This is a genomic window from Streptomyces sp. NPDC051776 (assembly GCF_040681345.1).
In the GTDB taxonomy this organism is placed as follows: domain Bacteria; phylum Actinomycetota; class Actinomycetes; order Streptomycetales; family Streptomycetaceae; genus Streptomyces.
Window position 1 is genome coordinate 62,480 of sequence record NZ_JBFAYQ010000004.1, and the last position, 24,340, is coordinate 86,819.

The window sequence follows — 24,340 nt, forward strand, 5'->3', positions numbered from 1 at the left end:
GGCGCCCGGCGCTCAACTCTCGTGTTCCTTCTGGGCCCGGCCTTCAGCCGCTCGGGGCGGACCGGCCGCGTCATGCGCCCCGGGCGACCTGCCCGGCTCGGCCCCGCCATTCGCCTCGCCCATCCCGCTTCGCCCGGCCGTGCCATTCGTACGGGATGACGGGATCGCACGGGCGCCACCACCCGCGCGCTGCGACGGAAGCACGATCTTCGCGGGGTCGGGGGCGGGGCCGGGTTCGCGCCCGGGCTCGTGGCAGCGCTCCGGCTTGGAGAACGACACGCGCACCTGCTCCGGCTCCGTCGCCTTCTCGGTCACCGACACGCGCTGCGCGCCGCCCCCCGCCACGGGCTCCAACTCGGGCGCCGGCACCAGCTCCGGTTCCGGGGTCGCGATCGGGGCCTCCTCCGGCGCTTCGATGCTGACGCGCGGCAGGATGCGGTCCATCCACTTGGGCAGCCACCAGTTGGCGCCGCCCAGCATGTGCATCAGAGCCGGGACCAGGAGCGTCCGCAGCACGAACGCGTCGAGCGCCACGGCGGCTGCCAGTCCGATGCCGAACATCGCGATGATCCGGTCACCGCTGAGCACGAAGGCTCCGAAGACCGAAATCATGATGACGGCCGCGGAGTTGATCACACGGCTCGTCTCGGCGAGCCCGACCCTTACGGCACGTCGGTTGTCGCCGGTCTGCCGCCACTCCTCGTACATCCGACTCACCAGGAAGACCTGATAGTCCATGGAGAGCCCGAAGAGCACCGACACCATGATCACAGGAAGGAACGGTTCGATCGGTCCAGCGCTGCCGAGTCCGAGGAGCTCGCTCCCCCAGCCCATCTGGAAGATCGCGACGACGATCCCGAACGAGGCGGCGACCGCGAGGATGTTCATGAGGGCCGCCTTGAGCGGGACACCGATGCTGCGGAAGGCGAGGAGCAGCAGCGAGCAGCCCAGCGCCACCACGGCGCTGACGAACAGCGGGAGCTTCCCGGTGATCACCGAGCCGAAGTCCTCGTACGCGGCGGTCTGGCCGCCGACGTGCGTGTCGAGCGAGCTGCCCTCCTGTGCCTGCGGAATCACATCGTCGCGCAGCTTGTGGATGAGCTGCGAGGTCTCCTCGTCCTGGGGTGCGCTGTCCGGGACGACGGTGATCACGCCTGCGTCGCGGGCGCCGTTCAGCGCGGCGGGCGACACTTGGGCCACGCCCTCGGTGTCCCGCAGAATCTGCGGCAATTTCTCGAACGCGACGCGCTCGCCGGCATCGTCGAGATCCGCGGCGAGTGTCAGTGGACCGTTGAAGCCGGGCCCGAAGCCGTCGGAGAGCAGGTCGTACGCCTGCCGCGTCGTCGACGTGGGCGGGTTGTTGCCCTGGTCGGAGCTGCCCAGATGCAGATGGAATGTCGGGATCGCCAGCACGACCATGACGACGGCCGCCACGGCCCCGAGCAGCTTCGGATGCCGCTCGACGAACGCGGACCAGCGTGCCGCGAAGCCGGTGGGCAGCTCGGGCTGCGGCCCGTGTTCGAGGAGTCTGCGGCGTTCGCGCCGGCTGAGAGCTCTCATTCCGATCATGCCGAGCAGCGAGGGCAGCAGCGTGATTGAGGCGGCCACGGTGAGGACGACGGTGAGTGAGGCGGCGAGCGCCACCCCGTTGAGGAAGTTCAGCCGCAGGATGAGCATGCCAAGCAGCGCGATACAGACGGTCACACCCGCAAAGACGACGGCACGCCCCGAGGTGGAGACCGCCCGCGTGGCGGCCTCCTCCACCGACAGCCCCTGTCTGAGGCCCCTGCGGTGGCGGGTGACGATGAAGAGCGCGTAGTCGATCCCGACTCCAAGGCCGATGAGCATCCCGAGCATGGGCGCGAAGTCGGCGAGGGTCATGGCGTGGCCCATCAGCCCGATGGCCAGATAGCCGGTGCCGACGCTCACCAGCGCGGTGGCGATCGGCAGCAGCATCGCGAAGAACGAGCCGAAGGCAAGGAAGAGCACGACCGCGGCCGCGAGGATGCCGACGACTTCGCTGATGTGCGCCGTCGACTTCTCGGTCAGCCCGATGCCCGCGCCGCCGAGTTCCACCTGGAGCCCGTCCTGCTCGGCGGACTTCGCCGTGTCCACGACCTTCTGCACCTCACCGCGGTCGAGGTCGTCGGCCGCCTTGTCGAAGCTGACGGTGGCGTACGCGGTGTGGCCGTCGCGGCTGATCTGGCCCGCGCCCTCGGTGCCGTACGGGCTGGTGACGCCGGAGACGCCGGGGAGCTGCTCGACGTCATGAAGCGTCTCGGTCATCCGGTCCTCGACTGCGCCCGCGCGGACGCTGCTGCCGTCGCTCGTGTGCCAGACGATGGTGTCGCTGTCGCCGCTCTTGGCGGGGAAGGCCTCCTGCACGATCTGGGTGGCCTTGCCCGCTTCGGTGCCCGGGATGTCGTAGTCGTTCGAGTACGACGACCCTGCCGTCCCCGCGGCGACCGCGACGCCGATGAAGGCGGCGAGCCAGAGCAGGATGACGGTGAGCTGGCGACGAAGACACCACCGGGCAAGTGCGGGCATTCCCAGAACTCCCTGAGCGGTTTCGCGGATCTTTTCGGACAACAGCCGCCAAAGATCACAAGACGTACGCCGAACACTGTGACAGCCACGCAAGATCAACGGACCCTTTCGTGTGGTTAGTCACACCGAAACGCCGGAAAGGGCAGCTCTCACCCGAGAACTGCCCTTTTCGTGATGTGACCAGAGGCCTACAGCGGGCGTATGCCGCGTCAGCCGCTGACGCTCTCCCGTCCGTTCTCGATGTGCCCCATCAGCCGACGGTGGAAGGCCGGGTCCTCCACGACCGCGACGGTCAGGTCGTACCAGCCGTGCGCATCCGCCGCCGAGTGGGCGACCGAACGGCTGCGCCCCGGCTTCACGACGACCTCGCGCGTCCAGTCGCCCGGTGCCGCCCGGCGGAGATCCGCCTCGTCCATGTAGCCCGTGGGGCGCACGGTGAAGGTGAGCAGCGTGGTTCCGTGGTTGGCCAGAGTGAGGTGGACGTCCCGGTCCCGCGGATCGATACGCGTGGTGACCTCCGCAGCGGCGCCCGCGCCGGCCACGGGTCCCGCGAACTCGCGGCGGAAGCCGTTCGGCCCGATCACCGTGAAGCGGTACTCCTCCCCCGCGACCGGTACCTCCCAGCTCGCAATGCCCTTGACGTCCCGATGCTGCGGGGCCGGAAACTCGCCCGCATACGGATAGAGCGCGAAGTGAGCACTGCGCTTGCCCGTGTTGACCAGGAGCAGCCGGATGCGGCGTCCGTCCACCCGCCCATGGGCGTCCGGCTGGTACGGCAGCGGGCGCGCCCGTCGGCACCCCGGCTCCTGAACCGGCATCTGCTGCTGGGCCGGAGGTTCTGGCCGCCACCGCCCGGTGAAGGGCGGGACCGGGGCGGGACGGTCGAGGGCGGGCAGCGGCCGTCCGCACCGAAAGTCGAAGGCGGAGGTCAGGTCACCGGTGACGCTGCGGCGCCACGGGGTGATGTTGGGCTCCTCGACACCGGTCCACCGCGCCAGGAACCGCACGAGGGAGGTGTGGTCGAAGACCTCGGAGCAGACGTAGCCACCGGCCGTCCAGGGGGAGATGACCAACAGCGGTACGCGGACACCAAGGCCCGTGGGGCGGCCACCCCACGTCTCGTCCGCCTCGCCGGGTGGCGGAACCGGCGGCGGGACATGGTCGAAGAAGCCGTCGTTCTCGTCGTAGGTGAGGAACACGGCGGTGTGCCGCCAGACGTCCGGGTGGGAGGCGAGCGCATCGAGCACCTGGTAGACGAGCGTGGCGCCGGCGACCGGGGATGACGCGCCGGGGTGCTCGGAGTCCGCCGCCGACGGCACAAGGTACGAGACCTCGGGCAGCCTGCCCTCGGCGACGTCCCTGCGGAAGTCAGCGGCCAGGCTGCCGATTTCGCCCCGCCGCAGGCCGCGCTCGAAGAGGCTGCGCTCGGCCGGGTCCAGCGCGGTGGCCCCCTCCTCGAGCAGACCGAGCAGCTGCCGCCGCTCCGCCTCGGGCGTGGCGGCGTCCCGGACCTTGGCGTAGAAGGCCTCGGTGTTCGCGAAGTCGCCCGCCCTGGACAGCGCCTTGCGGGCCACGGCCTTGAACGTCGCGAAGAACTCGTGGTTGTTGTCCTGGAAGTTGTCCCACTCCTGGTACGTCTTCCAGGTCCGACCGGCACGGTCCAGCCGCTCGGCATACGTGGCCCATGTGTAGCCGGTGTGGTGGTCCTCGTCGTACGCGTCGTTGCCGACCGCCCGGTTACCGTTCGGCTCGTAGCCGGTCCAGCCGCTGACGAGGTGGTTGCGGTTGGGGCTGGTCGAGCTGTGGATGGAGGAGTGGTAGGCGTCGCAGATGGTGAAAGTGTCCGCGAGCTCGTAGTGCAGAGGCACGTCGCGTCGGTCGTAGTACGCCATGGTGGCAGCGGTCTTGGCGGACACCCACCGGTCCGACCAGCCGCTGTTCCAGGCACCCGCGCCGCCGTCCCAGCTGTGGTCGAGATCGCCGATGTACTGCAGGTCCTTCTGCTGCGCCTCGGCGGCGTCGCGGACGGGGAAGGGGAGGACGGGTCCCAGCAGTCCCGGCTGCTCGAATACGGGCCGTCCGGTGGGCAGGGTGATCGCATTGCGGTCGCCGAAGCCGCGGACACCGCACAGGGTCCCGAAGTAGTGGTCGAACGAGCGGTTCTCCTGCATGAGGACCACCACATGCCGGATCGCGCGGAGTCCGCCGGGCGCGGGCTCGACGGCCAGCGCCGCCTGCAGCGAGGGCGGCAGCAGGGAGCCCGCCGCAGTGGCGCCGGCCGTGCCCGCGCCCAGGGCGAGCAGCCGCCGCCGTGAGATGTCCAGAGCCAAAGGGGCCTCCCGGTCGTCCTGTTGACGGCCGGGACGGTAGCGAGCGCAGGTGGCGACTGACAGACATGTGGACGGCTTGGCGGAAAACGTACGGGCGCACCGGGCCCGTACGAGTACGGGCGGCGCGCGCAGCCTGTGTGCCGGCGCCGGCGGGGGGAGGAGCGCCCCGGAAAACGGACAAGGGCCTTCCCGGTCCACCGGGAAGGCCCTCGTCCGCGAGCCGCGGGGCCGCCGCGCGCTCGCGAGCGCCCTACAGCGTGAAGCGCCGCACAGCATGCGGAACCGAACAGCCTGAAGCCCACACAACGTGACGCCCACGGACTGTCGGACAGCCGCCACAGCAGTGCCTGCAGCCGAGCACAACGTGAAGCGCCGTGAGGGGCGAGCGCCGTGAGGGCGTCAGCCCTGAACGCCCAGCTTCTCCAGGATGAGTTCGCGCACGCGCGCCGCGTCCGCCTGCCCGCGCGTCGCCTTCATGACCGCACCGACCAGCGCGCCCGCGGCCTGCACCTTGCCACCGCGGATCTTGTCGGCGATGGCGGCGTTGCCCGCGATGGCCTCGTCGACGGCGGCGCCCAGTGCCGAGTCGTCCGAGACGACCTTCAGGCCGCGCTTCTCGACGACCTCCTCCGGGCCGCCCTCGCCCGCGAGCACGCCCTCGATGACCTGGCGGGCCAGCTTGTCGTTGAGCGAACCCTCGGCGACGAGCGCGCACACCCTGGCCACCTGCTCCGGGGTGATGGGCAGGGCGGTCAACTCGACACCCTCCTCGTTGGCGCGGCGGGCCAGTTCGCCCATCCACCACTTGCGGGCCTGGTCGGCCGGGGCGCCCGCATCGGTCGTCGCGACGATCGGGCCGATCGCGCCTGCGTTGAGGACGGACTGCATCTCGTGCTGCGAAATGCCCCACTCCTCGCGCAGCCGGTTGCGGCGTACGCGCGGCAGCTCGGGCAGCGTGGCCCGCAGCTCCTCCACCCATGCGCGCGAGGGGGCGACGGGCACCAGGTCCGGCTCCGGGAAGTACCGGTAGTCCTCGGCCTCCTCCTTCACACGGCCGGACGTGGTCGAGCCGTCCTCCTCGTGGAAGTGGCGGGTCTCCTGCACGATCGTGCCGCCCTCGGAGAGCACGGCGGCGTGCCGCATGATCTCGAAGCGCGTCGCCCGCTCGACGCTGCGCAGCGAGTTGACGTTCTTCGTCTCGGAGCGGGTGCCGAACTTCTCGGCGTCGTGCGGCCGCAGTGAGAGGTTCACGTCGCAGCGCATCTGGCCCATCTCCATACGGGCCTCGGAGACGCCGAGCGCCTTGATCAGCTCCCGCAGCTCGGCGACGTACGCCCGGGCAACCTCGGGGGCCTTGTCCCCGGCGCCGACGATCGGCTTGGTGACGATCTCGATGAGCGGGATGCCGGCGCGGTTGTAGTCCAGCAGCGAGTGCGTCGCGCCGTGGATACGGCCCGTGGCGCCGCCCACGTGCGTGGACTTGCCGGTGTCCTCCTCCATGTGGGCGCGCTCGATCTCGACCCGGAAGGTCTCCCCGTCGACGTCGATGTCCAGGTAGCCGTTGTAGGCGATCGGCTCGTCGTACTGCGAGGTCTGGAAGTTCTTCGGCATGTCCGGATAGAAATAGTTCTTCCGGGCGAAGCGGCACCACTCGGCGATCTCGCAGTTGAGGGCGAGGCCGATGCGGACGGCGGACTCGACGCCAGTCGCGTTGACGACCGGGAGCGAGCCAGGCAGGCCGAGACAGGTCGGGCACGTCTGCGTGTTGGGCTCGGCGCCGAGCGCCGTGGAACACCCGCAGAACATCTTGGTCGCGGTGCCGAGCTCGACGTGGACCTCCAGGCCCATCACGGGCTCGTAGGCCGCCAACGCGTCCTCGTACGACACCAGTTCAGTGACGGTCACTTTCCCAAAAACCCTTCAGCCCAGGAGGACGTCGTCGTCGCCCATACGGCGCAGCTCGCGGATCAGCAGGGCGACGCCGGTGACGAGGGCGGCCGCCGAGACGACCGCGTCGGCGAGCATCAGCTTGTCGTTCTCGAAGCGCGCCTTCTTCGCCTGCTTGACGATGCTGACGGCGCCGAAGAGCGACGTGCCGATGGACAGGTACGTGCCGGGCTTGGACTTCTTGAAACCCTTGGCCTTCTGCAGCTTGCTCACAGCGACGGAGCCTCCTCGAGCAGGGGGTGTCCCCAGCGTTCGGTGTACGCGGCCTCGACCGCGGCGCCTACCCGGTAGAGCCGGTCGTCAGCCATGGCGGGCGCGATGATCTGGAGCCCGACCGGCAGCCCGTCCTCGGGCGCGAGACCGCAGGGCAGCGACATGGCGGCGTTGCCCGCCAGGTTGGACGGGATGGTGCACAGGTCGGCGAGGTACATCGCCATCGGGTCGTCGACCCGCTCCCCGATCGGGAAGGCGGTCGTCGGGGTGGTCGGCGAGATCAGCACGTCGACCTGCTCGAAGGCGCGGTCGAAGTCCCGCTTGATGAGTGTGCGGACCTTCTGCGCGGAGCCGTAGTACGCGTCGTAGTAGCCGGAGCTGAGCGCGTATGTGCCCAGCATGATGCGGCGCTTGACCTCGGCGCCGAAGCCCTGGGCGCGGGTGAGGGCGGTGACGTCCTCGGCGGAGCGCGTGCCGTCGTCGCCGACGCGCAGGCCGTAGCGCATGGCGTCGAACCGGGCGAGGTTCGAGGAGCACTCGCTCGGCGCGATCAGGTAGTACGCGGCCAGCGCCTTGTCGAAGGACGGACAGGAGATCTCCACGACCTCAGCGCCCAGTTCGCGCAGCAACTCCACCGACTCGTTGAACCGCTGCATCACGCCGGGCTGGTAGCCCTCGCCGCTGAACTCCTTGACCACGCCGATCCGCATGCCGCGGACCGAGCCGTTGCGGGCCGCCTCGACGACCGGCGGGACCGGGGCGTCGATGGAGGTGGAGTCCATCGGGTCGTGCCCGCCGATCACCTCGTGGAGCAGCGCGGCATCCAGGACCGTACGGGCACAGGGGCCGCCCTGGTCGAGGGATGAGGAGAAGGCGATGAGGCCGTAGCGGGAGACACCGCCGTAGGTCGGCTTGACGCCGACGGTGCCGGTGACGGACGCGGGCTGGCGGATCGAGCCGCCGGTGTCCGTGCCGATGGCGAGCGAGGCCTGGAACGACGCGATGGAGGCGGAGGAGCCTCCGCCGGAGCCGCCGGGGATACGGGTGAGATCCCAGGGGTTGCCGGTCGGGCCGTACGCGCTGTTCTCGGTGGAGGACCCCATGGCGAACTCGTCCATGTTGGTCTTGCCGAGGATGACGACATCCGCGTCCTTCAGGCGGCGTGTCAGCGTGGCGTCGTACGGCGGGACCCAGCCCTCGAGGATCTTCGACCCGCAGGTCGTCGGAATTCCCTCGGTGGTGAAGACGTCCTTGAGCGCGAGCGGGACGCCGGCGAGCGGGCCGAGTTTCTCGCCGCGGTCGCGCTTCTCGTCCACGGCGCGCGCCTGGGCGAGCGCGCCCTCGCGGTCGACGTGCAGGAAGGCGCGCACCTTCTCGTCGACGGCGTCGATGCGGGCAAGGTGAGCCTCGGTGACGGCGACCGCGGTCACCTCGCCGGCGGCGATCTTCTCGGCAGTCTCCGCGGCCGTGAGCCTGGTGAGGTCCGTCATGCTCAGTCCTCCCCCAGGATCTGCGGCACCTTGAAACGCTGCTGCTCCTCCGCCGGAGCACAGGCCAGCACCTGCTCCGGGGTCAGTGACGGACGGACCTCGTCGGCCCGCATGACGTTCGTCAGCGGCAGCGGATGGGAGGTCGGCGGTACGTCCTCGTCGGCAACATCGGAAACGCGGGCGACCGCGCCGATGATCACGTCGAGCTGTCCGGCGAAGTGGTCGAGCTCTTCACCGGACAGCTCCAGACGTGACAGCCGGGCGAGGTGGGCGACCTCCTCGCGCGTGATGCCAGGCATGCAGCGATCCTCAGGGTGAGTGTGTAAAGGCTTTGGCCCCAATCCTATGGCGGCGGCAGGGGTGGGAGCGAAACGCATTTGCCCCCGTCGGCGCCGTCGCCGCGGCGACGCGAGGGGGCGCGGGGCGGCGCGAGGCGGCGGCGCCCCCGGCATACGCCGCGCTGACGGTTCGCGTCCTGCGCCGCCCAGCGGGAGACGGCTCGCGCCGTTCGCCGCCCAGCGGCAGGGTCGCGCCCCGGCGCGCGGCCGGGGCCGAGAGCGCCCGGCGCCCCAGGCCGTCCTGGGGCGGTGCGAGAGAGCGGCGAGGCGAGGGGGCGTGGCCGCGGTAGGGGGAGTATCAATCGCGCGGGGTCAGTTCACCGGCTGGCTCGAGGGGTGGTCCGCTTCCTCGATCGCCGCGTGTTCCGGCTCCGGTTCCGTGTCCTCCTCGGAGGCGGCGACGCGGTGCCAGCCGCGTTCGCCGCGGAGGCGGAGCCAGGCCGTCGTCTCATCGGGAGGCATCGCGGCCGCGACCAGCCAGCCCTGGACCGCGTCGCAGCCGAGGTCACGCAGACGCTCCCAGGTCTCGTCGTCCTCGACGCCCTCCGCCACGACGAGCAGGCCGAGTGAGTGGGCGAGGTCGACCGTGCAGCGGACGATCTCGGCGTCCTCCGCGTCGACGGCCAGCCGGGCCACGAACGAGCGGTCGATCTTCAGCTCACTGACGGGCAGCCGCCGCAGATGGACCAGCGAGGAGTAGCCGGTGCCGAAGTCGTCGAGGGACATCTTCACGCCGTGGCCGGTGAGCCCGGCCAGGGTGTCGGCGGCACGCTGCGGGTCCTCCAGCAGGACGTGCTCCGTTATCTCCAGTTGCAGGGCGCCGGGCGGCACTCCGTGGCGCGCCAGGCGGGCCGCGACCGCGCCCGCGAAGCCGGGGGTGTGGACGTCGCGCGGCGAGACGTTGACGGCGACCGGCACCTCCAGGCCGGTGGCGCGCCACTGGGCGACCTGGCAGAGCGCGGTCTCCAGCACGTACTCGGTGAGGTGCGGCATGAGGCCGGAGGACTCGGCGATGGCGATGAACTCGTCCGGGCTGACCCGCCCGCGCTCGGGGTGCACCCAGCGGACGAGCGCCTCGAGGCCTGCGACCCGGCCGTCGAAGCCGACCTTGGGCTGGTAGTGGAGTTCGACCTCGCCGGCGTCGAGGGCGCGGCGGAGGTCGCCCAGGAGGCCGAGACGGTCGGGGGTGTTGCCGTCGCGCTTCGCCTCGTAGACCTCGACGCCGCTGCGGTCCCGCTTGGCCTGGTACATCGCCACATCGGCACGGCGCAGCAGTCCCTCGGCGTCCAGTGCGTGGTCGGGGAAGACGGCCACACCGGCGCTGGCTTCCAGGACGAGCGTCAGTCCGTCGAGGTCGAGTGGGGAGCCGAGGGTGGCGACGAGCTGGCGGGCCACGCGCTGGGCGCTGGTGGTGGAGTCCGCGGTGGGCAGGAGCACGGCGAACTCGTCCCCGCCGAGGCGGGCCGCCTCCGCGCCGCGGGGCAGGGCCACGCGCAGCCGCTCGGCGACCTGGAGCAGCAGGCGGTCTCCGGCCAGGTGTCCCAGGGTGTCATTGACGGACCGGAAGCGGTCCAGGTCGATCAGAACGAGTGCCGACCGCGCACCGGCCCGCTCGGCTTCGTCCAGCGCCGTCCATGTGCGCTCCAGCAGCCACTGCCGGTTGGGCAATCCCGTGAGGGGGTCACGGAGTTGCTCTTCCGCTCGAGCGCGCGCGATCCACAGGGTGGAGTCCAGGGCGACTAACGGCACGGCGAACAGCGGCAGCAGCAGCGGCATCGTGGTCGCGACGACGCAGATGAGCGGGGTGATGCCGAGCAGTGCGACACCGACGAGCGCCTGCCGTGCCAGAGCGGTACGGGCGATGGTCCGCAGGCCGCCGTCGCGCGAGCCACGGGAGTACCAGATCAGGGCGCGCGTTACGGCGAGATAGGTGAGCGCGGCCAGGATCACCTGCGGGACCGCGGAGAAGTCCCAGGTCCCGGGCAGCCAAGGCTCCTCGACGGTGGGGACCGTGCCGCAGGCGGCCAGTGCCAGTCCCGCCGCCCCGATGCCGAGGATGTCCACGGCGCCGTGCAGCACGCCCTGTTTCCAGCGGTGCCGCCGCGCGGTGCTGACCAGGACGACGACGGCCAGACTGACCAGAACGGCGGGGATCCATCCGTACAGCAGCAGAACGGCGAGGGTGAGGGCGGCGCCCGAACCGGTGCCGCCCCACCAGCGGTCACGGCCGAGGGCGACCAGGTGGCCGACGATGATGCCGGTGAGGACGGCGAGCGACCAGCCCACCGTCGCGTCGGGGAAGAGCGCATGGCCGTCGCCGAGGATCCGGATGACTCCGGCGGTCAGAGCCGCGACGGCCACGACGACCACGAGGGCCGGCAGCCCGGGCACGGCGACCCGGCGCAGTGGTGACGCCGGATCGGCGCTTTCGGTGGGTTTCATCTCCCGTCCCTCTCACAGCCGGCGGTGCCCACGCGACAAAGCGGCACCCCTTCCGATGCCACCACGTCATGTCCCATCACGCAGCTGTGCCCGGGAGGCGCACATCTCAACAGTAGGCCGCGAAAGGCTGGAACGGGCAGCGATCCGCAGCGGTTGCCCGAATGCGACCCAGGCATCCGGAACGATCTGATATGCGCCGTACGCGTGATCCCTGACGGCTATTCGGGTGACACCTCGGCAACTTCCCTGGCGGCGTCGGGTCCTTGCTGCAGCAGCACGGTGAAGCCGTCCTCGTCCAGCACCGGGACCTTCAACTGGAGGGCCTTATCGTACTTCGAACCCGGGTTGTCACCTACGACAACGAAGCTGGTCTTCTTCGAAACGGAACCGGCCGCCTTCGCCCCGAGGTTCTGCAGGGCCTCTTTCGCGCCATCTCTGGTCCAAGAGGCCAGCGTGCCGGTGACCACAACGGTGAGCCCCTCGAGTGGACGGGGCCCGCTGTCCTCGCCGACCTCCTCCTCGAGCCGGACTCCAGCAGCACGCCATTTCTCCACGATGGCGCGGTGCCAGTCCTCGGCGAACCACTGCTTCACCGAGGCCGCGATCGTCGGTCCGACGCCTTCCACGGCGGCCAGTTCCGCCTCTTCGGCCTCGGCGATCCGGTCAACGGAACGGAACTCCCTTGCCAGGGCCTCGGCCGCGACCGGCCCGACATGGCGGATCGACAGACCGGTGATGATGCGGGCGAGCGGGCGCTGCTTGGCCTCCTCGATGTGCTGGAGCATCGCCATGGTGTTCTTCTTCGGCTCGCCCTTCTGATTGGCGAAGAGCGTGACGATCTTCTCCTCGCCCGTCTTGGGTTCCCGCTTGGGCAGTCCGGTGTCCATGTCGAGGACGTACGACCTGATGGGCAGGAGCTGCTCCACCGTCAGATCGAAGAGGTCGCCCTCGTCCTTCAGCGGCGGCTCCGACGGCTCCAGCGGCTGGGTCAGGGCCGAGGCGACGACATAGCCGAAGTTCTCGATGTCCAGGCATCTGCGGCCCGCGAGATAGAAGATCCTCTCCCGCAACTGGGCAGGGCAGGAGCGGGCGTTGGGGCACCGCAGATCGACGTCGCCCTCCTTCATCGGGCGCAGCTCCGTGCCGCAGTCCGGGCACCGGGCCGGCATGACGAACTCGCGCTCACTGCCGTCCCGCAGGTCGACCACCGGCCCGAGGATTTCGGGGATCACGTCGCCCGCCTTGCGCAGCACGACCGTGTCCCCGATGAGCACGCCCTTGGCCTTGACGACGTCCTGGTTGTGCAGCGTGGCGAACTCGACCTCGGAGCCCGCGACCTTGACCGGCTCGACCACCGCGTAGGGCGTCACCCGCCCGGTACGGCCGACACCGACACGGATGTCGACCAGCCTGGTGTTGACCTCCTCGGGCGCGTACTTCCAGGCGATCGCCCAGCGAGGTGCGCGCGAGGTGGAGCCGAGCCGGCCCTGCAGCGGCACTTCGTCGAGCTTGACGACCACTCCGTCGATCTCGTGCTCCACCGCGTGGCGGTGCTCGCCGTAGTACGCGATGAACTCCCGTACGCCGTCGAGGGAGTTCACGACCTTGTACGCCTTCGACGTCGGCAGGCCCCACTCGTGGAGCAGCCCGTACGCCTCGGACAGGCGGGCGATGCCGAAGCCCTCGCGGGCGCCGATGCCGTGGACCACCATGTGGAGCGGTCGGGTGGCCGTGACCTTGGGGTCCTTCTGGCGGAGCGAACCCGCCGCGGCGTTGCGCGGGTTGGCGAACGGCGGCTTGCCGGCCTCCACCAGGCGCGCGTTCAGCTCCTCGAACTTCTCCATGGGGAAGAAGACTTCGCCGCGGATCTCCACGAGGTCCGGAATGCGGTCCCCGCGCAGCCGGTCCGGGATCTCGGCGATCGTACGGATGTTGGGCGTGATGTCCTCGCCCGTGCGCCCGTCTCCGCGGGTGGCGGCGCGGGTGAGCCGGCCGTGCTCGTAGGTGAGGTTGACAGCGAGGCCGTCGACCTTCAGCTCGCACAGGAAGTGGTAGGCGGAGCCGCTCAGTTCGCGGGCGACACGGTCGGCCCAGGACTCCAGCTCCGCCTCGTCGAAGGCGTTGTCGAGGCTGAGCATCCGCTCGCGGTGCTGCACGGACGTGAACTCGGTCTCGTAGTGCCCCGCGATCTTCTGGGTCGGCGAATCCGGGGTGCGCAGCTCCGGATACTCCTCCTCCAGCTCCTCCAGGGACCGCAGCAGCCGGTCGAACTCCCCGTCGCTGATGACGGGGGCGTCGTTGACGTAGTAGCGGAAGCGGTGCTCCTCGACCTGCTCAGCGAGCTGTGCATGCCGCTCCCGCGCCTCCGTGGGCACGCTCACCTGCTGTTCGCCAGCCACCGTTGCTTCCTCCCGTCACTCAGGGTTGTCCGCGAGCGATCTCGCGGCCCGGACGCAGTGGGCCAGCACCTTCCGGGCGTACGCCGGCGAGGCACCCGCGAGCCCGCAAGCCGGAGTGATCACCACGGAGTCCGCAAGAGTCCCCGGTGACAGCCCCAGCCTGCGCCACAGCGTCCTGACACCCCCGACGCTACCGGCAGGGTCCGACAATGCGGTGTCCGTGCCGGGCACGATTCCGGCGAAGAGTGCGGTGCCGCCCTCGACCGCCTCGCCGATCCGGTCGTCCTCACGCTCCGTGAGGAGCCCCGCGTCGAACGAGATGCCCGTCGCACCGGCGCGCCGCAGCAGCGCGAACGGCACGTCCGGCGCGCACACGTGCACGACCACCGGGGCCTCCGCCGCGCCGAACACCTCCCGCAGCGTGCCCTCGACCGCGGCCCGGTCGACCGCCCGGTGCGTGCGATAGCCGCTGGCCGTCTTCACCCGGCCGCCCAGCACCGCGGTCAACGACGGCTCGTCGAGCTGCAGCACGACCTCCGCGCCCGGCACCCGGCGGCGCACCTCGGCGAGATGGCCGCGCACCCCTTCCGCCAGCGACGCGGCGAGGTCCCGGCAGGCACCGGGGTCGGACAGGACGGCTTCTCCGTTCTTCAGCTCCAGCGCGGCCGCCAGCGTCCAGGGACCGACGGTCTGCACCTTCAGCGGGCCCCCGTACCCCTGCGTGAACTCCTCCAGCGCGTCGAGGTCCTCGCCCCGCCAGGACCTGGCTCGCCGGGTGTCGCGGCCCGGCCGGTCCCCGATCCGCCAGCCGCTCGGCTCCACGCGCGCGTACATCTCGACGAGCAGCCCGGCCGTGCGGCCGATCATGTCGGCCCCCGGTCCGCGAGCGGGCAGTTCAGGCAGATGCGGAAAGGTCTCGAGCGCACCTGTGACGGTCTTCGCGGCCTCCCGTGCGTCCGTCCCGGGCATCGAGCCGACACCCGTCGCGGCCGCGGGCCCCCAGGGAAAGCGGGACGCGTCCACGCCGCTCACCGGCCGGGCCGTACGGACAGATCGGTGACCTCGGCGTCGCGGGGCAGGTCGAGCGCGGCCAGGATCGTGACGGCGACGGACGAGGGGTCGATCCAGCGGGACTCGTCGTACATCTTGCCTTCCTGGCGGTGCACATCGGCCTGCATCGGCGTGGCCGTGCGCCCCGGGTAGACCGAGGTGACCCGCACCCCGGTGTCGTGCTCCTCCAGGCGGAGGGAGTCGGCCAGGGCCTTGAGGCCGTGCTTGCTCGCGGCGTACGCGCCCCACTCGGCGTTGGCGCGCAGCCCGGCGCCGGAGTTCACGAACACCACGTGGCCGTGCGCGACGCGGAGCTGGGGCAGCATCAGCCGGGTCAACTCCGCGGGCGAGACGAGGTTGGCGGCGAGCTGCGCGTTCCAGCCCTTGGGGGTCGTCCCCCCGATGGCGCCCAGCTCCACGACACCGGCGATGTGCAGCAGGGAGTCCAGCCGGTCGGGAAGCTCCTGGTGGCCGAACGCCCAGGACAGCTTCTCCGGGTGGGCCAGGTCGCCGACGACCGTACGGGCACCGGGATATCGCTGCTGGAGCTCCTTTGCGCGGCCCGCGTCGCGGGCCAGCAGCCACAGCTCGTCACCCCGTCCGGCCAGCCGCTCGGTGACGGCCGCGCCGATGCCGGAACCCGCCCCGGTGATCAGATGTGCAGTCATGTCCCCCAGCTTGCCTCACCGGACGCCCGCGGCTTCCTTCAGGTGGGCCAGGGGCCGGGGCCGCGGTCCCCGGCGAAGACCCCGGGCCGGCGCCGGGTCCCCGGCGAGGACCCCGGGTCGGACGCGGATGTTCACGCCCGTCACTCTACGAGCGGCCCGGGGCACGGCCCGGGGGCGACAGCGGTCCCGGGAATCATGACGTCGGCCCGGGACGCGACGTCAGGAGGACGAGGAGACGGCCGGCCGGGCTCGCTCGGTCGTCGCGATCGTCGCCGAACCGACGACGCGCGTGCCCTGGTAGAGAACGATCGCCTGGCCCGGTGCCACACCCCGCACCGGCTCGGTGAAGGCGACCCGCAGTTCCCCGTCGGCGAACTCGGCGCGAACTTCGGTCTCCCCGCCGTGCGCGCGCAGCTGCGCGGTGTACGTGCCGGGGCCGGTGGGAGGCGTGCCGCACCAGCGCGGCTTGATCCCGGTGAGGGCGATGACGTCGAGGGCTTCGGAGGGGCCGACGGTGACGGTGTTGTCCACCGGCGAGATGTCGAGGACGTAGCGCGGTTTGCCGTCGGGTGCGGGGACGCCGAGCCGCAGGCCCTTGCGCTGGCCGATGGTGTAGCCGTACGCCCCGGTGTGGGTGCCGACCTTGGTGCCGTCCTCGTCGACGATGTCGCCCTCGGCGGTGCCGAGGTGGCGGGAGAGGAACCCCTGGGTGTCGCCGTCGGCGATGAAGCAGATGTCGTGGCTGTCCGGCTTCTTGGCCACGGCCAGGCCGCGGGCCTCGGCCTCCGCGCGGATTTCGTCCTTGGTGGTGCGGGTGTCGCCGAGGGGGAACATCGCGTGGGCGAGCTGGCGCTCGTCCAGCACACCCAGGACGTACGACTGGTCCTTGGCCATGTCGGTGGCGCGGTGCAGCTCCCGGGTGCCGTCCTCGCGCAGTACCACGGTCGCGTAGTGGCCGGTGCACACGGCGTCGAAGCCGAGGGCCAGGGCCTTGTCCAGCAGCGCAGCGAACTTGATCTTCTCATTGCAGCGCAGGCACGGGTTGGGCGTACGGCCCGCCGCGTACTCGGCGACGAAGTCCTCGACGACGTCCTGGCGGAACCGGTCGGCGAGGTCCCAGACGTAGAAGGGGATGCCGATCACGTCGGCGGCGCGCCGCGCGTCACGGGAGTCCTCGATCGTGCAGCAGCCGCGGGCCCCGGTCCTGAAGGACTGGGGATTGGCCGAGAGCGCGAGGTGGACGCCGGTCACATCGTGGCCCGCCTCGGCGGCGCGGGCCGCGGCGACGGCGGAGTCGACGCCGCCGGACATGGCGGCGAGCACGCGGAGGCGGCTGCCCGGGCGGGGGCCGGCGGTCGCGGCCGGGCTGGGCTGGGGGACGGGAGAGGCGTTCATAGCGCCTCCAGGGTAAGGGGAACCGCGCGCGACCCCGAAGGCGTTATGTTCCGGAGAACCGGCACACGCGAGGGGGCGGGATGGATCAGCAGGCACGCGAGGAGACACCCGCGGGGCGCGGCACCGGCGGCGGCGCACCGCGTCCCGCCGCCCTGAGCCGCCGCGCCCTGATCGCCGGCGGCGCCGCCGCCGTCCTCGGTACGGCCGGGGTGCTGGGCTCGGAGCAGCTGTCCCGCCTCTGGTGGCGGATCCCGGGGAACGACAAGCCGCGCAAGGAGGGTGAGCTGGACCACCGGGGCGCCCAGTGGATCGCCGCGTCGACGGCGAACCGGCGCAGGGCGGACCGCCCGGCCGACTACGCGATCGACCGCGTGGTCGTCCACGTCGTCGAGGGCAGTTATCCGGTCGCGCTGAAGGTGTTCCAGGATCCCGAGCACGGCGCGGCCACGCACTACGTGGTGCGCAAGGACGGCCACATCGCCCAGATGATCCGCGAGCTGGACGTCGCCTACCACACGGGGAACCGGGGGTACAACGAGCGCAGCATCGGGATCGAGCACGAGGGGTTCGTGGACCGTCCCGGGTCCTTCACCGACGAGATGTACCGCTCCTCGGCGCGGCTGACCGCCGGAATCTGCGCGCGGTACGGGATACCGGTCGACCGCGAGCACATCGTCGGGCATGTGGAGGTGCCCGGCACCGATCACACCGACCCCGGGCCCCACTGGGACTGGGACCGCTACATCAAGCTCGTCCGGCGGGCGAGCCGCCCGGCCGCGTAGAGGCCCTCGACACCCCGGGCCCCGAACCCTGGGGCCTCCACCGCGTCCGGCTCGGACGGGACCGCTACGAGAGCCCCGCCGTACGCGCCCGCTCGACCGCCGGGCCGATCGCCGCGGCCACCGCGTCCACGTCCTCGGCGCTGGAGCTGTGCCCGAAGGAGAAGCGGAGGGTCCCGCGGGCCAGCTCGGGGCCCGTCCCGGTGGCGAGCAGGACGTGGCTGGGCTGGGCGACGCCCGCCGTACAGGCCGAGCCGGTGGAGCACTCGATGCCCTGGGCGTCCAGGAGCAGCAGCAGCGAGTCGCCCTCGCAGCCGGGAAAGGAGAAGTGGGCGTTGGCGGGCAGCCGGCCGGCGGGGTCCGGGTCCCCGCCCAGGACGGCGTCCGGGACGGCGGCCCGCACCGCCGTGATCAGCTTGTCGCGCAGCGCGCCGGTCTCACGGGCGAAGTCGGCGTGATGTGCGGCGGCGTGCTCGGCGGCGGCCGCGAACGCGGCGACGGCGGGCACGTCGAGCGTGCCGGACCGTACGTGCCGCTCCTGCCCGCCGCCGTGGAGCAGGGGTACGGGCGTCTCCTCCCGGCGGAGCACCAGCGCCCCGATGCCGTACGGGCCTCCGATCTTGTGGCCGCTGACCGTCATCGCGGCCAGGTTCGACGCGGCGAAGCCGACCGGGAGCTGCCCGAATGCCTGGACGGCGTCGGCGTGCAGCGGAATCCCGAACTCGGCCGCCACATCGGCGAGTTCACGGACCGGCATGACGGTGCCGATCTCGTTGTTCGCCCACATCACGGTCGCGAGCGCGACGTCCGAGGGGTCGCGGGCGATGGCCTCGCGCAGGTCGCCGGGGTGGACGCGGCCGTAGGAGTCGACGGGCAGGTACTCCACGCGCGCGCTCTCGTGCCCGGCCAGCCAGTCGACGGCATCGAGCACGGCGTGGTGTTCGACGGGGCTGGCCAGGACGCGCGTACGCCGCGGGTCGGCGGCTCTGCGGGCCCAGTAGAGCCCCTTGACGGCGAGGTTGTCGGACTCCGTGCCGCCCGCGGTGAACACCACCTCGCTGGGCCGGGCACCGAGCGCGGCGGCGACGGTTTCCCGGGACTCCTCGACCGTACGGCGCGCCCGCCGGCCGGCGGCGTGCAGTGAGGAGGCGTTCCCGGTGACGGCGAGCTGGGCGGTCATCGCCTGCACCGCCTCGGGGAGCATCGGGGTGGTGGCGGCGTGGTCGAGGTAGGCCATGATGCCCACGATTCTACGAGCGGCGGACCGGCCTTTCCCCCGCGCATTCGCCGGCGCACGGGGCGCGGGTGCGCACCTGCCCCCTTGGCATGCACCCGCGGCGCGTTCGGGTCCTGCGGGAATGTGGGCGCGGAGCGGCCCGTCGCCCCGGCGGCGACGGCCTGGCCGGGGTTCTCCCGGCCGGAGTCCGGGGACAACTCCGGCGGGCCCCGCCGATCCCGGTGGTCTCAGGCGAGCAACGCCCGTGCGAACTGGCGGGATTGGGCCACGAGCCGGTCCTCGCTGTCCCACACCTCGGCGTCCTCCTCGAGGAACCCGCCCGCCATGTTCCGGGTGGTGACCGAGACCCGCAGCGGACCGGGCGCGGGGCGGTGGCGTACGTGGGTGGTCAGTTCGACGGTGGGCACCCAGCCCACATGGCCGAGCTCGAACGCCGTCGGGGGCAGGGCGTCGACGGCGAGCAGCAGGGACAGCGGGTCGGCGTCGCGGCCGTCGGCGAGCCCGAACCAGGCCCGCATCTCGCCCCTTCCGGAGGGCCGACCGACGGCCCAGCCCGCGGTGGCCGGGTCGAGCCGGATGTCGAGCCGGTCGGTGATGGCGGAACTGCCGGGGAAGGGGGACGCGGCGCCCTGCTGGTTCCGCGGGCCGAGGCAGTGCTCGTACGGGGGGATGGACGGGGGCTTGGCGGAGGTGCGCACGTCGTCGGGGAGGAGGGCGAGGTCCCCGTAGTGCGCGGTGACGCGGATGCGCTCGACCTCGGCGCCGGTCTCGTCCCGCTGGATCAGCGACGCCTGGCCGGTGGACATGGTGCGCCCCGTCCGCACGGTCTGGGTGCGGATCTCGGCGGCCCCGGGCCGGGAGGCGGTGAGGTAGTGCGCGGTGATCGTGAAGGGGTCGGGGTGCGGGAGGGTCTCGCCCAGGGCACGGCCGAGCATCGCCAGCAGGTAGCCGCCGTTGATCGCCCGGATGATGGTCCAGCCTTCGGAGAGCTCGGCGTCGTAGATGCCGGGTGCGCGCCGCGTGACGGCGGTGTCGCGATCGAACTCGCTGTCGCCGATCGTTGCCTGTGTTGTGCCCTGTGCCATGGTCTGCACGGTACACCGCTTTGTTACTGACGGGTAGCCCAATCGTCGGCTGAGATGATGCGCCGGTGCTCCGGCAGCCGGTGCACGGATCCGAGGCTGGGAACGATCATGCTGCACGTGCTGTACCTGGTGGGCGTCTCCGCCTTCGCGGCGAGCGGGGTGCTGGCCGCCCACCGCGCGAACATGGACCCCTTCGGCGGCCTGACCCTCGCCTTCGCCGCCTCCATCTCCGGTGGCACACTGCGGGATCTGATGCTCGACCGGCATCCGCTGTACTGGACGCACGACTGGGTCCTGCTGACCGTCATCGCCTGCGTCGGCAGCGCCACGATCGTCTATCTCCGCTTCTGGCGGCTCCCCGAGCGCTCCTTGCTGCTCGTCGACGCGCTCGGCCTCTCCGTCGTGACGGTGATCGGCGCCCAGGCGGCCATCGATTCGGACGTCACACCGCTCGCCGTGATCATCTTCGGCGTCATGACCGGAGTGACGGGTGAGGTCGTGCGCGATGTGCTGTGCGGGGAGCTCCCGCCGCTGCTCCTCCGCGAGGAGGTGTACGCGACGGCCGCGGCCGCCGGAGCGGGCGCCTATCTCGCGCTGGACGCGGCCGGTGCGGACGCGACGACGGCCACCACGGTGTCGGCCGCGCTCGTCTTCGCCCTTCGCATGGCGGCCGTGTACCTCGGGGTGCAGTTGCCCCGCCCGCACGGCAGCCGGACGCCCGGGCCCGGCGCGTGACGAGGACTTCGCGAGCGGCTCGGGCCCACGCACCGGCGGTACGTGGGCCCGAGGAACCGGCCCGGTTCTCCGGACCGCATGCCTGTCCCGGCTAGTCGTCCTTGGTGACGACGTCGGCCACCTCGTCGGCCCCCGGGAGGGGCGTGTCCCCGGGTGCCTGATCCGGCGCGTTCTCCGGGTGGTGGCACGCCACCTGATGCCCCGTCCGCAGCGCCACCAGCGGCGGCTCCTGCGTCGTGCACAGCTCCGTCGCCTTCCAGCAACGGGTGTGGAAGCGGCAGCCGGACGGCGGCTTGATCGGCGAAGGGACGTCGCCCTGCAGCAGGATCCGGTCACGCTTGGCACGCCGCTTGGGGTCCGGCACCGGTACGGCGGAGAGCAGCGCGCGGGTGTACGGATGCATGGGCGTCTCGTAGAGCGACTTGCGGTCGGTGAGCTCGACGAGCTTGCCGAGGTACATGACCGCGATCCGGTCCGAGACGTGCCGGATGACCGACAGGTCGTGGGCGATGATCACGTACGTGAGGCCCATCTCGTCCTGGAGGTCGTCCAGCAGGTTGACCACCTGGGCCTGGATCGACACGTCCAGCGCGGAGACCGGCTCGTCCGCCACGACCAGCTTCGGCTTGAGCGCCAGCGCCCGCGCGATGCCGATGCGCTGCCGCTGACCGCCGGAGAACTCGTGCGGATAGCGGTTGTAGTGCTCGGGGTTGAGGCCGACGACCTCCAGCAGACGCTGGACCTCCCGCTTGACGCCGCCCTCGGGGCGCACGCCCTGCAGCTTGAACGGGGCACTGACGATGGCGCCGACCGTGTGCCGCGGATTCAGCGACGAGTACGGGTCCTGGAAGATCATCTGGACATCGCGGCGCAGCGGCCGCATCCTGCCCGTGCCCAGATGGGTGATGTCCTCGCCCTCGAACTCGATCTTCCCGCCGCTCGGTTCGAGCAGTCGCGTGATGAGACGGCCCATGGTGGACTTGCCGCAACCGGACTCGCCGACGACGCCGAGGGTCTCCCCCGCCCGCACGTCGAAGTCGATGCCGTCGACCGCCTTCACCGCGCCCACCTGGCGCTTGAGGATGCCCTTGGTGATCGGGAAGTGCTTGGTCAGCCCCGTCACCTTGAGCAGCGTCTCACCGGGCCGGGGGTCCGGAGAGGTCGCCGTCGCCGTCTTGGCCACGGCCTCCGCGTCGGCCGCGCCGGCCTGTCCGGGGATCGTCATCGGCTCGTCCTCGCTCACAGCGCCTCTCCGTTCTCCGCCAGAGCCTCCGCCTGGGCGGTGCCCCCGTCTCCGCCCGCTCGGCGCAAAGCTGCTGCCATCGTTGCCTTCTGCAGGCAGGCTGCCTCGCGTGCGTCGCTCACAGCGCCCTCCGGTTCGCTTCTCCGCCCGCTCGGCGCAGAGGTGCTGCCATCGTTGCCTTCTGCAGGCCGGCGGCCTCGCGTGCGTCGCTCACAATTTCGGCGCAATCTCTTCGGTCCAGATCCGCTCCCGGTCCTCCGGCGCCATATGGCAGGCGGAGAAGTGCCCGCTGCTCACCTCGCGCAGCTCCGGCCGCTCGGTGCGGGTGACACCGCCCTTGGGCACGTCCGCGTACGGGCAGCGGGGGTTGAACGCGCAACCGCTCGGGACGTTGATCAGGCTGGGCGGGGAGCCCTTGACCGGGATGAGGCGCTCGGTCTGGTCGCGGTCGATCCGCGGCATGGAGCCGAGCAGGCCCCAGGTGTACGGGTGCTGGGGTTCGTAGAAGACCTGCTCGGCCGTGCCGCGCTCCACGCAGCGGCCGCCGTACATGACCAGGATCTGGTCGGCCAGCTCGGCGACCACGCCCAGGTCGTGGGTGATGATGATGACCGCGGAGCCGAATTCCTTCTGCAGATCCCGGATCAGGTCCAGGATCTGCGCCTGGACGGTGACGTCGAGGGCCGTGGTCGGCTCGTCGGCGATCAGCAGTTCGGGATTGTTCACCAGCGACATGGCGATCATCGCGCGCTGGCGCATACCGCCGGAGAACTCGTGCGGGTAGTTGTCCACCCGCTGGTCGGGCTGCGGGATGCCGACGCGGTCGAGCATCTCGACCGCGCGCTTGCGGGCGGTCCTCTTGTCGACGTCATGGTGGATCCGGTAGGCCTCCACGATCTGCTGCCCGATGGTGAAGTACGGGTGCAGGGCGGACAGCGGGTCCTGGAAGATCATGGACATCTCGCGGCCGCGCAGCTTGCGCACCTCGTCCGCCTGAGCGCTGAGCAGCTCCTGCCCGTCGAGCCAGATCTCGCCGGAGATCCGTGTCTTCCGGCGGCCGTACTGGCCGACCCGGTGCAGGCCCATGATGCCCAGCGAGGTGACGGACTTACCGGACCCGGACTCGCCGACGATGCCGAGCGTCTTGCCCTTCTCCAGGGAGAAGGAGAGCCCGTCGACGGCCTTCACCAGGCCGTCCTCGGTCGGGAAGTGCACCTTCAGATCGCGGACTTCGAGGAAGGCCGAGGACGGCGGAGCCGCTCCCGCGGCCACCGGCTCGCCCACGGCACCTGCCTTCGTCACCTGGGTTCCGGGGGTGTCCCCCGGGACGGATGCAGTGCTCATGCGAGCCTCACTCGGGGGTCGATCACGCCGTAGAGCACGTCCACAACGAGGTTGGCGATGACGACGGCGCTTGCGGTGATCAGCGTGACACCGAGGATCAGCGGCAGGTCGCGCTCGCCGATCGCCTTGAGCACGGCCTGGCCGAGACCGGGCAGGCTGAAGGTCGTCTCGGTCAGGATCGCGCCGCCGATCAGCGCGCCCAGGTCGACGCCGAGCAGCGTGATGATGGGGGTCATGGTCGAGCGCATGGCGTGCTTGCGGATGACGACCGTTTCTCGCAGGCCCTTGGCGCGGGCGGTGCGGATGTAGTCCTCGCCCATGACCTCCAGCATGGTGGCCCTGGTGAGACGGGCGTACATCGCGCCGAAGAGGAACGCGAGGGTCACCCACGGAAGGATCATGCCGCTGAACCAGTCGCCGACATTGTCCTCGAGCGGGGTGTACTCGTTGCTGACCCAGCCGAGTCCGTAGGAGAAGATCGCCAGCGACACCAGGCCGGTGAAGTAGATCGGCAGCGAGACGCCGCCGAGCGCGACGACCATGGCGCCCCGGTCCCAGACGGAACCGCGCTTGAGCGCCGAGACGACGCCGGCGGTCAGGCCGATCAACAGCCAGAGGAAGGCGGCGCCGACGGCCAGTTGCAGGGTCACCGGAAGACGGTCGGCGAGGATCGGCCAGATGGCCTGCTCGGTCTTGAAGGAGTATCCGAAGCAAGGCGCCGAGCAGTGAATGGTGTCGCCGCCGCCGGTGTAATCGCGGCCGACGAGGATGCCTTTGAAGAACTCGAAGAGCTGGACCAGGATCGGGTCGCCCAGCCCCAGCTTCTCCCGGATGCCCTCCAGAGCCGCCGCGTCGGACTGCTTGCCGACGTACATGGTGGCCGGGTCGACACCGGTCCACTTCGGAATCAGGAAGAAGATGCTGAAGACCGCCAGCATGATGACGATCAGCATCACGGCGGCGGCGAACAGCCGCCTGATGATGTAAGTGAGCACTGCTCTCGGGCCCCTGGCGGGCCCGGTGAACTGCCGGAGGTCGTCCGGGAGTTCACCGGGCCGCCGTCGCGGCCTTCACCTGCCCTTCGTGCCTAGCGGCGGG

Annotated in this window: 19 protein-coding genes; 2 read left to right on the forward strand and 17 right to left on the reverse strand. The window is 71.1% G+C overall.

Going from position 1 to position 24,340, the window contains the following annotated elements:
• Positions 1-12 precede the first annotated feature (12 nt).
• From AB0M26_RS05115 to mnmA, 11 genes are all read right to left on the reverse strand, one after another.
• On the reverse strand, positions 13-2,547 hold the full coding sequence (locus AB0M26_RS05115) for an MMPL family transporter (protein ID WP_365254695.1): 2,535 nt from the start codon (positions 2,545-2,547) through the stop codon (positions 13-15).
• A gap of 209 nt (positions 2,548-2,756) precedes the next feature.
• Entirely contained in the window at positions 2,757-4,877 is a 2,121-nt protein-coding gene (locus AB0M26_RS05120) for a phosphocholine-specific phospholipase C (protein WP_365254698.1), read from the reverse strand.
• 399 nt (positions 4,878-5,276) lie between these two features.
• Entirely contained in the window at positions 5,277-6,782 is a 1,506-nt protein-coding gene (gene gatB, locus AB0M26_RS05125) for an Asp-tRNA(Asn)/Glu-tRNA(Gln) amidotransferase subunit GatB (protein WP_365254701.1), read from the reverse strand.
• Positions 6,783-6,797: 15 nt separating this feature from the next.
• Entirely contained in the window at positions 6,798-7,037 is a 240-nt protein-coding gene (locus AB0M26_RS05130) for a hypothetical protein (RefSeq protein WP_365254704.1), read from the reverse strand.
• Positions 7,034-8,527, reverse strand: a complete 1,494-nt coding sequence (gene gatA / locus AB0M26_RS05135) for an Asp-tRNA(Asn)/Glu-tRNA(Gln) amidotransferase subunit GatA (protein WP_365254707.1) — start codon at positions 8,525-8,527, stop codon at positions 7,034-7,036. The genes AB0M26_RS05130 and gatA overlap by 4 nt, the downstream gene beginning before the upstream one ends.
• A gap of 2 nt (positions 8,528-8,529) precedes the next feature.
• Positions 8,530-8,826: an Asp-tRNA(Asn)/Glu-tRNA(Gln) amidotransferase subunit GatC gene (gene gatC / locus AB0M26_RS05140; RefSeq protein ID WP_365254710.1), complete on the reverse strand. Its 297-nt coding sequence runs from the start codon at positions 8,824-8,826 to the stop codon at positions 8,530-8,532.
• Positions 8,827-9,177: 351 nt separating this feature from the next.
• Positions 9,178-11,307: a bifunctional diguanylate cyclase/phosphodiesterase gene (locus tag AB0M26_RS05145; protein ID WP_365254713.1), complete on the reverse strand. Its 2,130-nt coding sequence runs from the start codon at positions 11,305-11,307 to the stop codon at positions 9,178-9,180.
• 218 nt (positions 11,308-11,525) lie between these two features.
• Positions 11,526-13,706: an NAD-dependent DNA ligase LigA gene (gene ligA, locus AB0M26_RS05150; RefSeq protein ID WP_365254716.1), complete on the reverse strand. Its 2,181-nt coding sequence runs from the start codon at positions 13,704-13,706 to the stop codon at positions 11,526-11,528.
• A 15-nt stretch (positions 13,707-13,721) separates the two neighbouring features.
• Positions 13,722-14,738, reverse strand: coding sequence for a methionine synthase (locus tag AB0M26_RS05155; RefSeq protein ID WP_365254719.1), 1,017 nt, complete (start codon positions 14,736-14,738; stop codon positions 13,722-13,724).
• Positions 14,735-15,424 carry an SDR family oxidoreductase gene (locus tag AB0M26_RS05160; protein ID WP_365254722.1) on the reverse strand — a complete coding sequence of 230 codons (690 nt, stop codon included), beginning with the start codon at positions 15,422-15,424 and terminating at the stop codon, positions 14,735-14,737. The genes AB0M26_RS05155 and AB0M26_RS05160 overlap by 4 nt, the downstream gene beginning before the upstream one ends.
• A 219-nt stretch (positions 15,425-15,643) precedes the next feature.
• Positions 15,644-16,819 (reverse strand): tRNA 2-thiouridine(34) synthase MnmA, encoded by a 1,176-nt coding sequence (mnmA, locus tag AB0M26_RS05165; RefSeq protein ID WP_365254725.1) that lies wholly within the window; start codon positions 16,817-16,819, stop codon positions 15,644-15,646.
• A gap of 80 nt (positions 16,820-16,899) precedes the next feature.
• On the opposite strand from mnmA, the gene AB0M26_RS05170 reads away from it, so the two are divergent.
• Complete coding sequence (locus AB0M26_RS05170; RefSeq protein WP_365254728.1) at positions 16,900-17,601, forward strand: N-acetylmuramoyl-L-alanine amidase; 702 nt, start codon at positions 16,900-16,902, stop codon at positions 17,599-17,601.
• A 64-nt stretch (positions 17,602-17,665) separates the two neighbouring features.
• Here the strand turns inward: AB0M26_RS05170 and AB0M26_RS05175 are convergent, their stop codons facing one another.
• Complete coding sequence (locus tag AB0M26_RS05175) at positions 17,666-18,835, reverse strand: cysteine desulfurase family protein (protein ID WP_365254730.1); 1,170 nt, start codon at positions 18,833-18,835, stop codon at positions 17,666-17,668.
• A gap of 227 nt (positions 18,836-19,062) precedes the next feature.
• Positions 19,063-19,920 (reverse strand): thioesterase family protein, encoded by an 858-nt coding sequence (locus AB0M26_RS05180; protein ID WP_365254733.1) that lies wholly within the window; start codon positions 19,918-19,920, stop codon positions 19,063-19,065.
• 108 nt (positions 19,921-20,028) lie between these two features.
• Here AB0M26_RS05180 and AB0M26_RS05185 point away from each other — a divergent pair, with 108 nt between their 5' ends.
• Entirely contained in the window at positions 20,029-20,655 is a 627-nt protein-coding gene (locus AB0M26_RS05185; protein WP_365254736.1) for a TRIC cation channel family protein, read from the forward strand.
• 91 nt (positions 20,656-20,746) lie between these two features.
• Here the strand turns inward: AB0M26_RS05185 and AB0M26_RS05190 are convergent, their stop codons facing one another.
• From AB0M26_RS05190 to AB0M26_RS05205, 4 genes are all read right to left on the reverse strand, one after another.
• On the reverse strand, positions 20,747-21,880 hold the full coding sequence (locus tag AB0M26_RS05190; RefSeq protein ID WP_365255232.1) for a dipeptide ABC transporter ATP-binding protein: 1,134 nt from the start codon (positions 21,878-21,880) through the stop codon (positions 20,747-20,749).
• 14 nt (positions 21,881-21,894) lie between these two features.
• Positions 21,895-22,020 (reverse strand): hypothetical protein, encoded by a 126-nt coding sequence (locus AB0M26_RS05195; protein ID WP_365254739.1) that lies wholly within the window; start codon positions 22,018-22,020, stop codon positions 21,895-21,897.
• An 88-nt stretch (positions 22,021-22,108) separates the two neighbouring features.
• Entirely contained in the window at positions 22,109-23,242 is a 1,134-nt protein-coding gene (locus AB0M26_RS05200) for an ABC transporter ATP-binding protein (protein ID WP_365254742.1), read from the reverse strand.
• Entirely contained in the window at positions 23,239-24,237 is a 999-nt protein-coding gene (locus tag AB0M26_RS05205; protein WP_365254745.1) for an ABC transporter permease, read from the reverse strand. The genes AB0M26_RS05200 and AB0M26_RS05205 overlap by 4 nt, the downstream gene beginning before the upstream one ends.
• Positions 24,238-24,340 lie beyond the last annotated feature (103 nt).

Bases quoted from the DNA above. Each gene is read 5' to 3' on its own strand.
- AB0M26_RS05115 (WP_365254695.1), bottom strand. From the start codon at position 2,547: ATGCCCGCACTTGCCCGGTGGTGTCTTCGTCGCCAGCTCACCGTCATC.
- gatA (WP_365254707.1), bottom strand. From the start codon at position 8,527: ATGACGGACCTCACCAGGCTCACGGCCGCGGAGACTGCCGAGAAGATC.
- gatC (WP_365254710.1), bottom strand. From the start codon at position 8,826: ATGCCTGGCATCACGCGCGAGGAGGTCGCCCACCTCGCCCGGCTGTCA.
- AB0M26_RS05145 (WP_365254713.1), bottom strand. From the start codon at position 11,307: ATGAAACCCACCGAAAGCGCCGATCCGGCGTCACCACTGCGCCGGGTC.
- AB0M26_RS05160 (WP_365254722.1), bottom strand. From the start codon at position 15,424: ATGACTGCACATCTGATCACCGGGGCGGGTTCCGGCATCGGCGCGGCC.
- mnmA (WP_365254725.1), bottom strand. From the start codon at position 16,819: ATGAACGCCTCTCCCGTCCCCCAGCCCAGCCCGGCCGCGACCGCCGGC.
- AB0M26_RS05170 (WP_365254728.1), top strand. From the start codon at position 16,900: ATGGATCAGCAGGCACGCGAGGAGACACCCGCGGGGCGCGGCACCGGC.
- AB0M26_RS05175 (WP_365254730.1), bottom strand. From the start codon at position 18,835: ATGGCCTACCTCGACCACGCCGCCACCACCCCGATGCTCCCCGAGGCG.
- AB0M26_RS05180 (WP_365254733.1), bottom strand. From the start codon at position 19,920: ATGGCACAGGGCACAACACAGGCAACGATCGGCGACAGCGAGTTCGAT.
- AB0M26_RS05185 (WP_365254736.1), top strand. From the start codon at position 20,029: ATGCTGCACGTGCTGTACCTGGTGGGCGTCTCCGCCTTCGCGGCGAGC.
- AB0M26_RS05190 (WP_365255232.1), bottom strand. From the start codon at position 21,880: ATGACGATCCCCGGACAGGCCGGCGCGGCCGACGCGGAGGCCGTGGCC.
- AB0M26_RS05200 (WP_365254742.1), bottom strand. From the start codon at position 23,242: ATGAGCACTGCATCCGTCCCGGGGGACACCCCCGGAACCCAGGTGACG.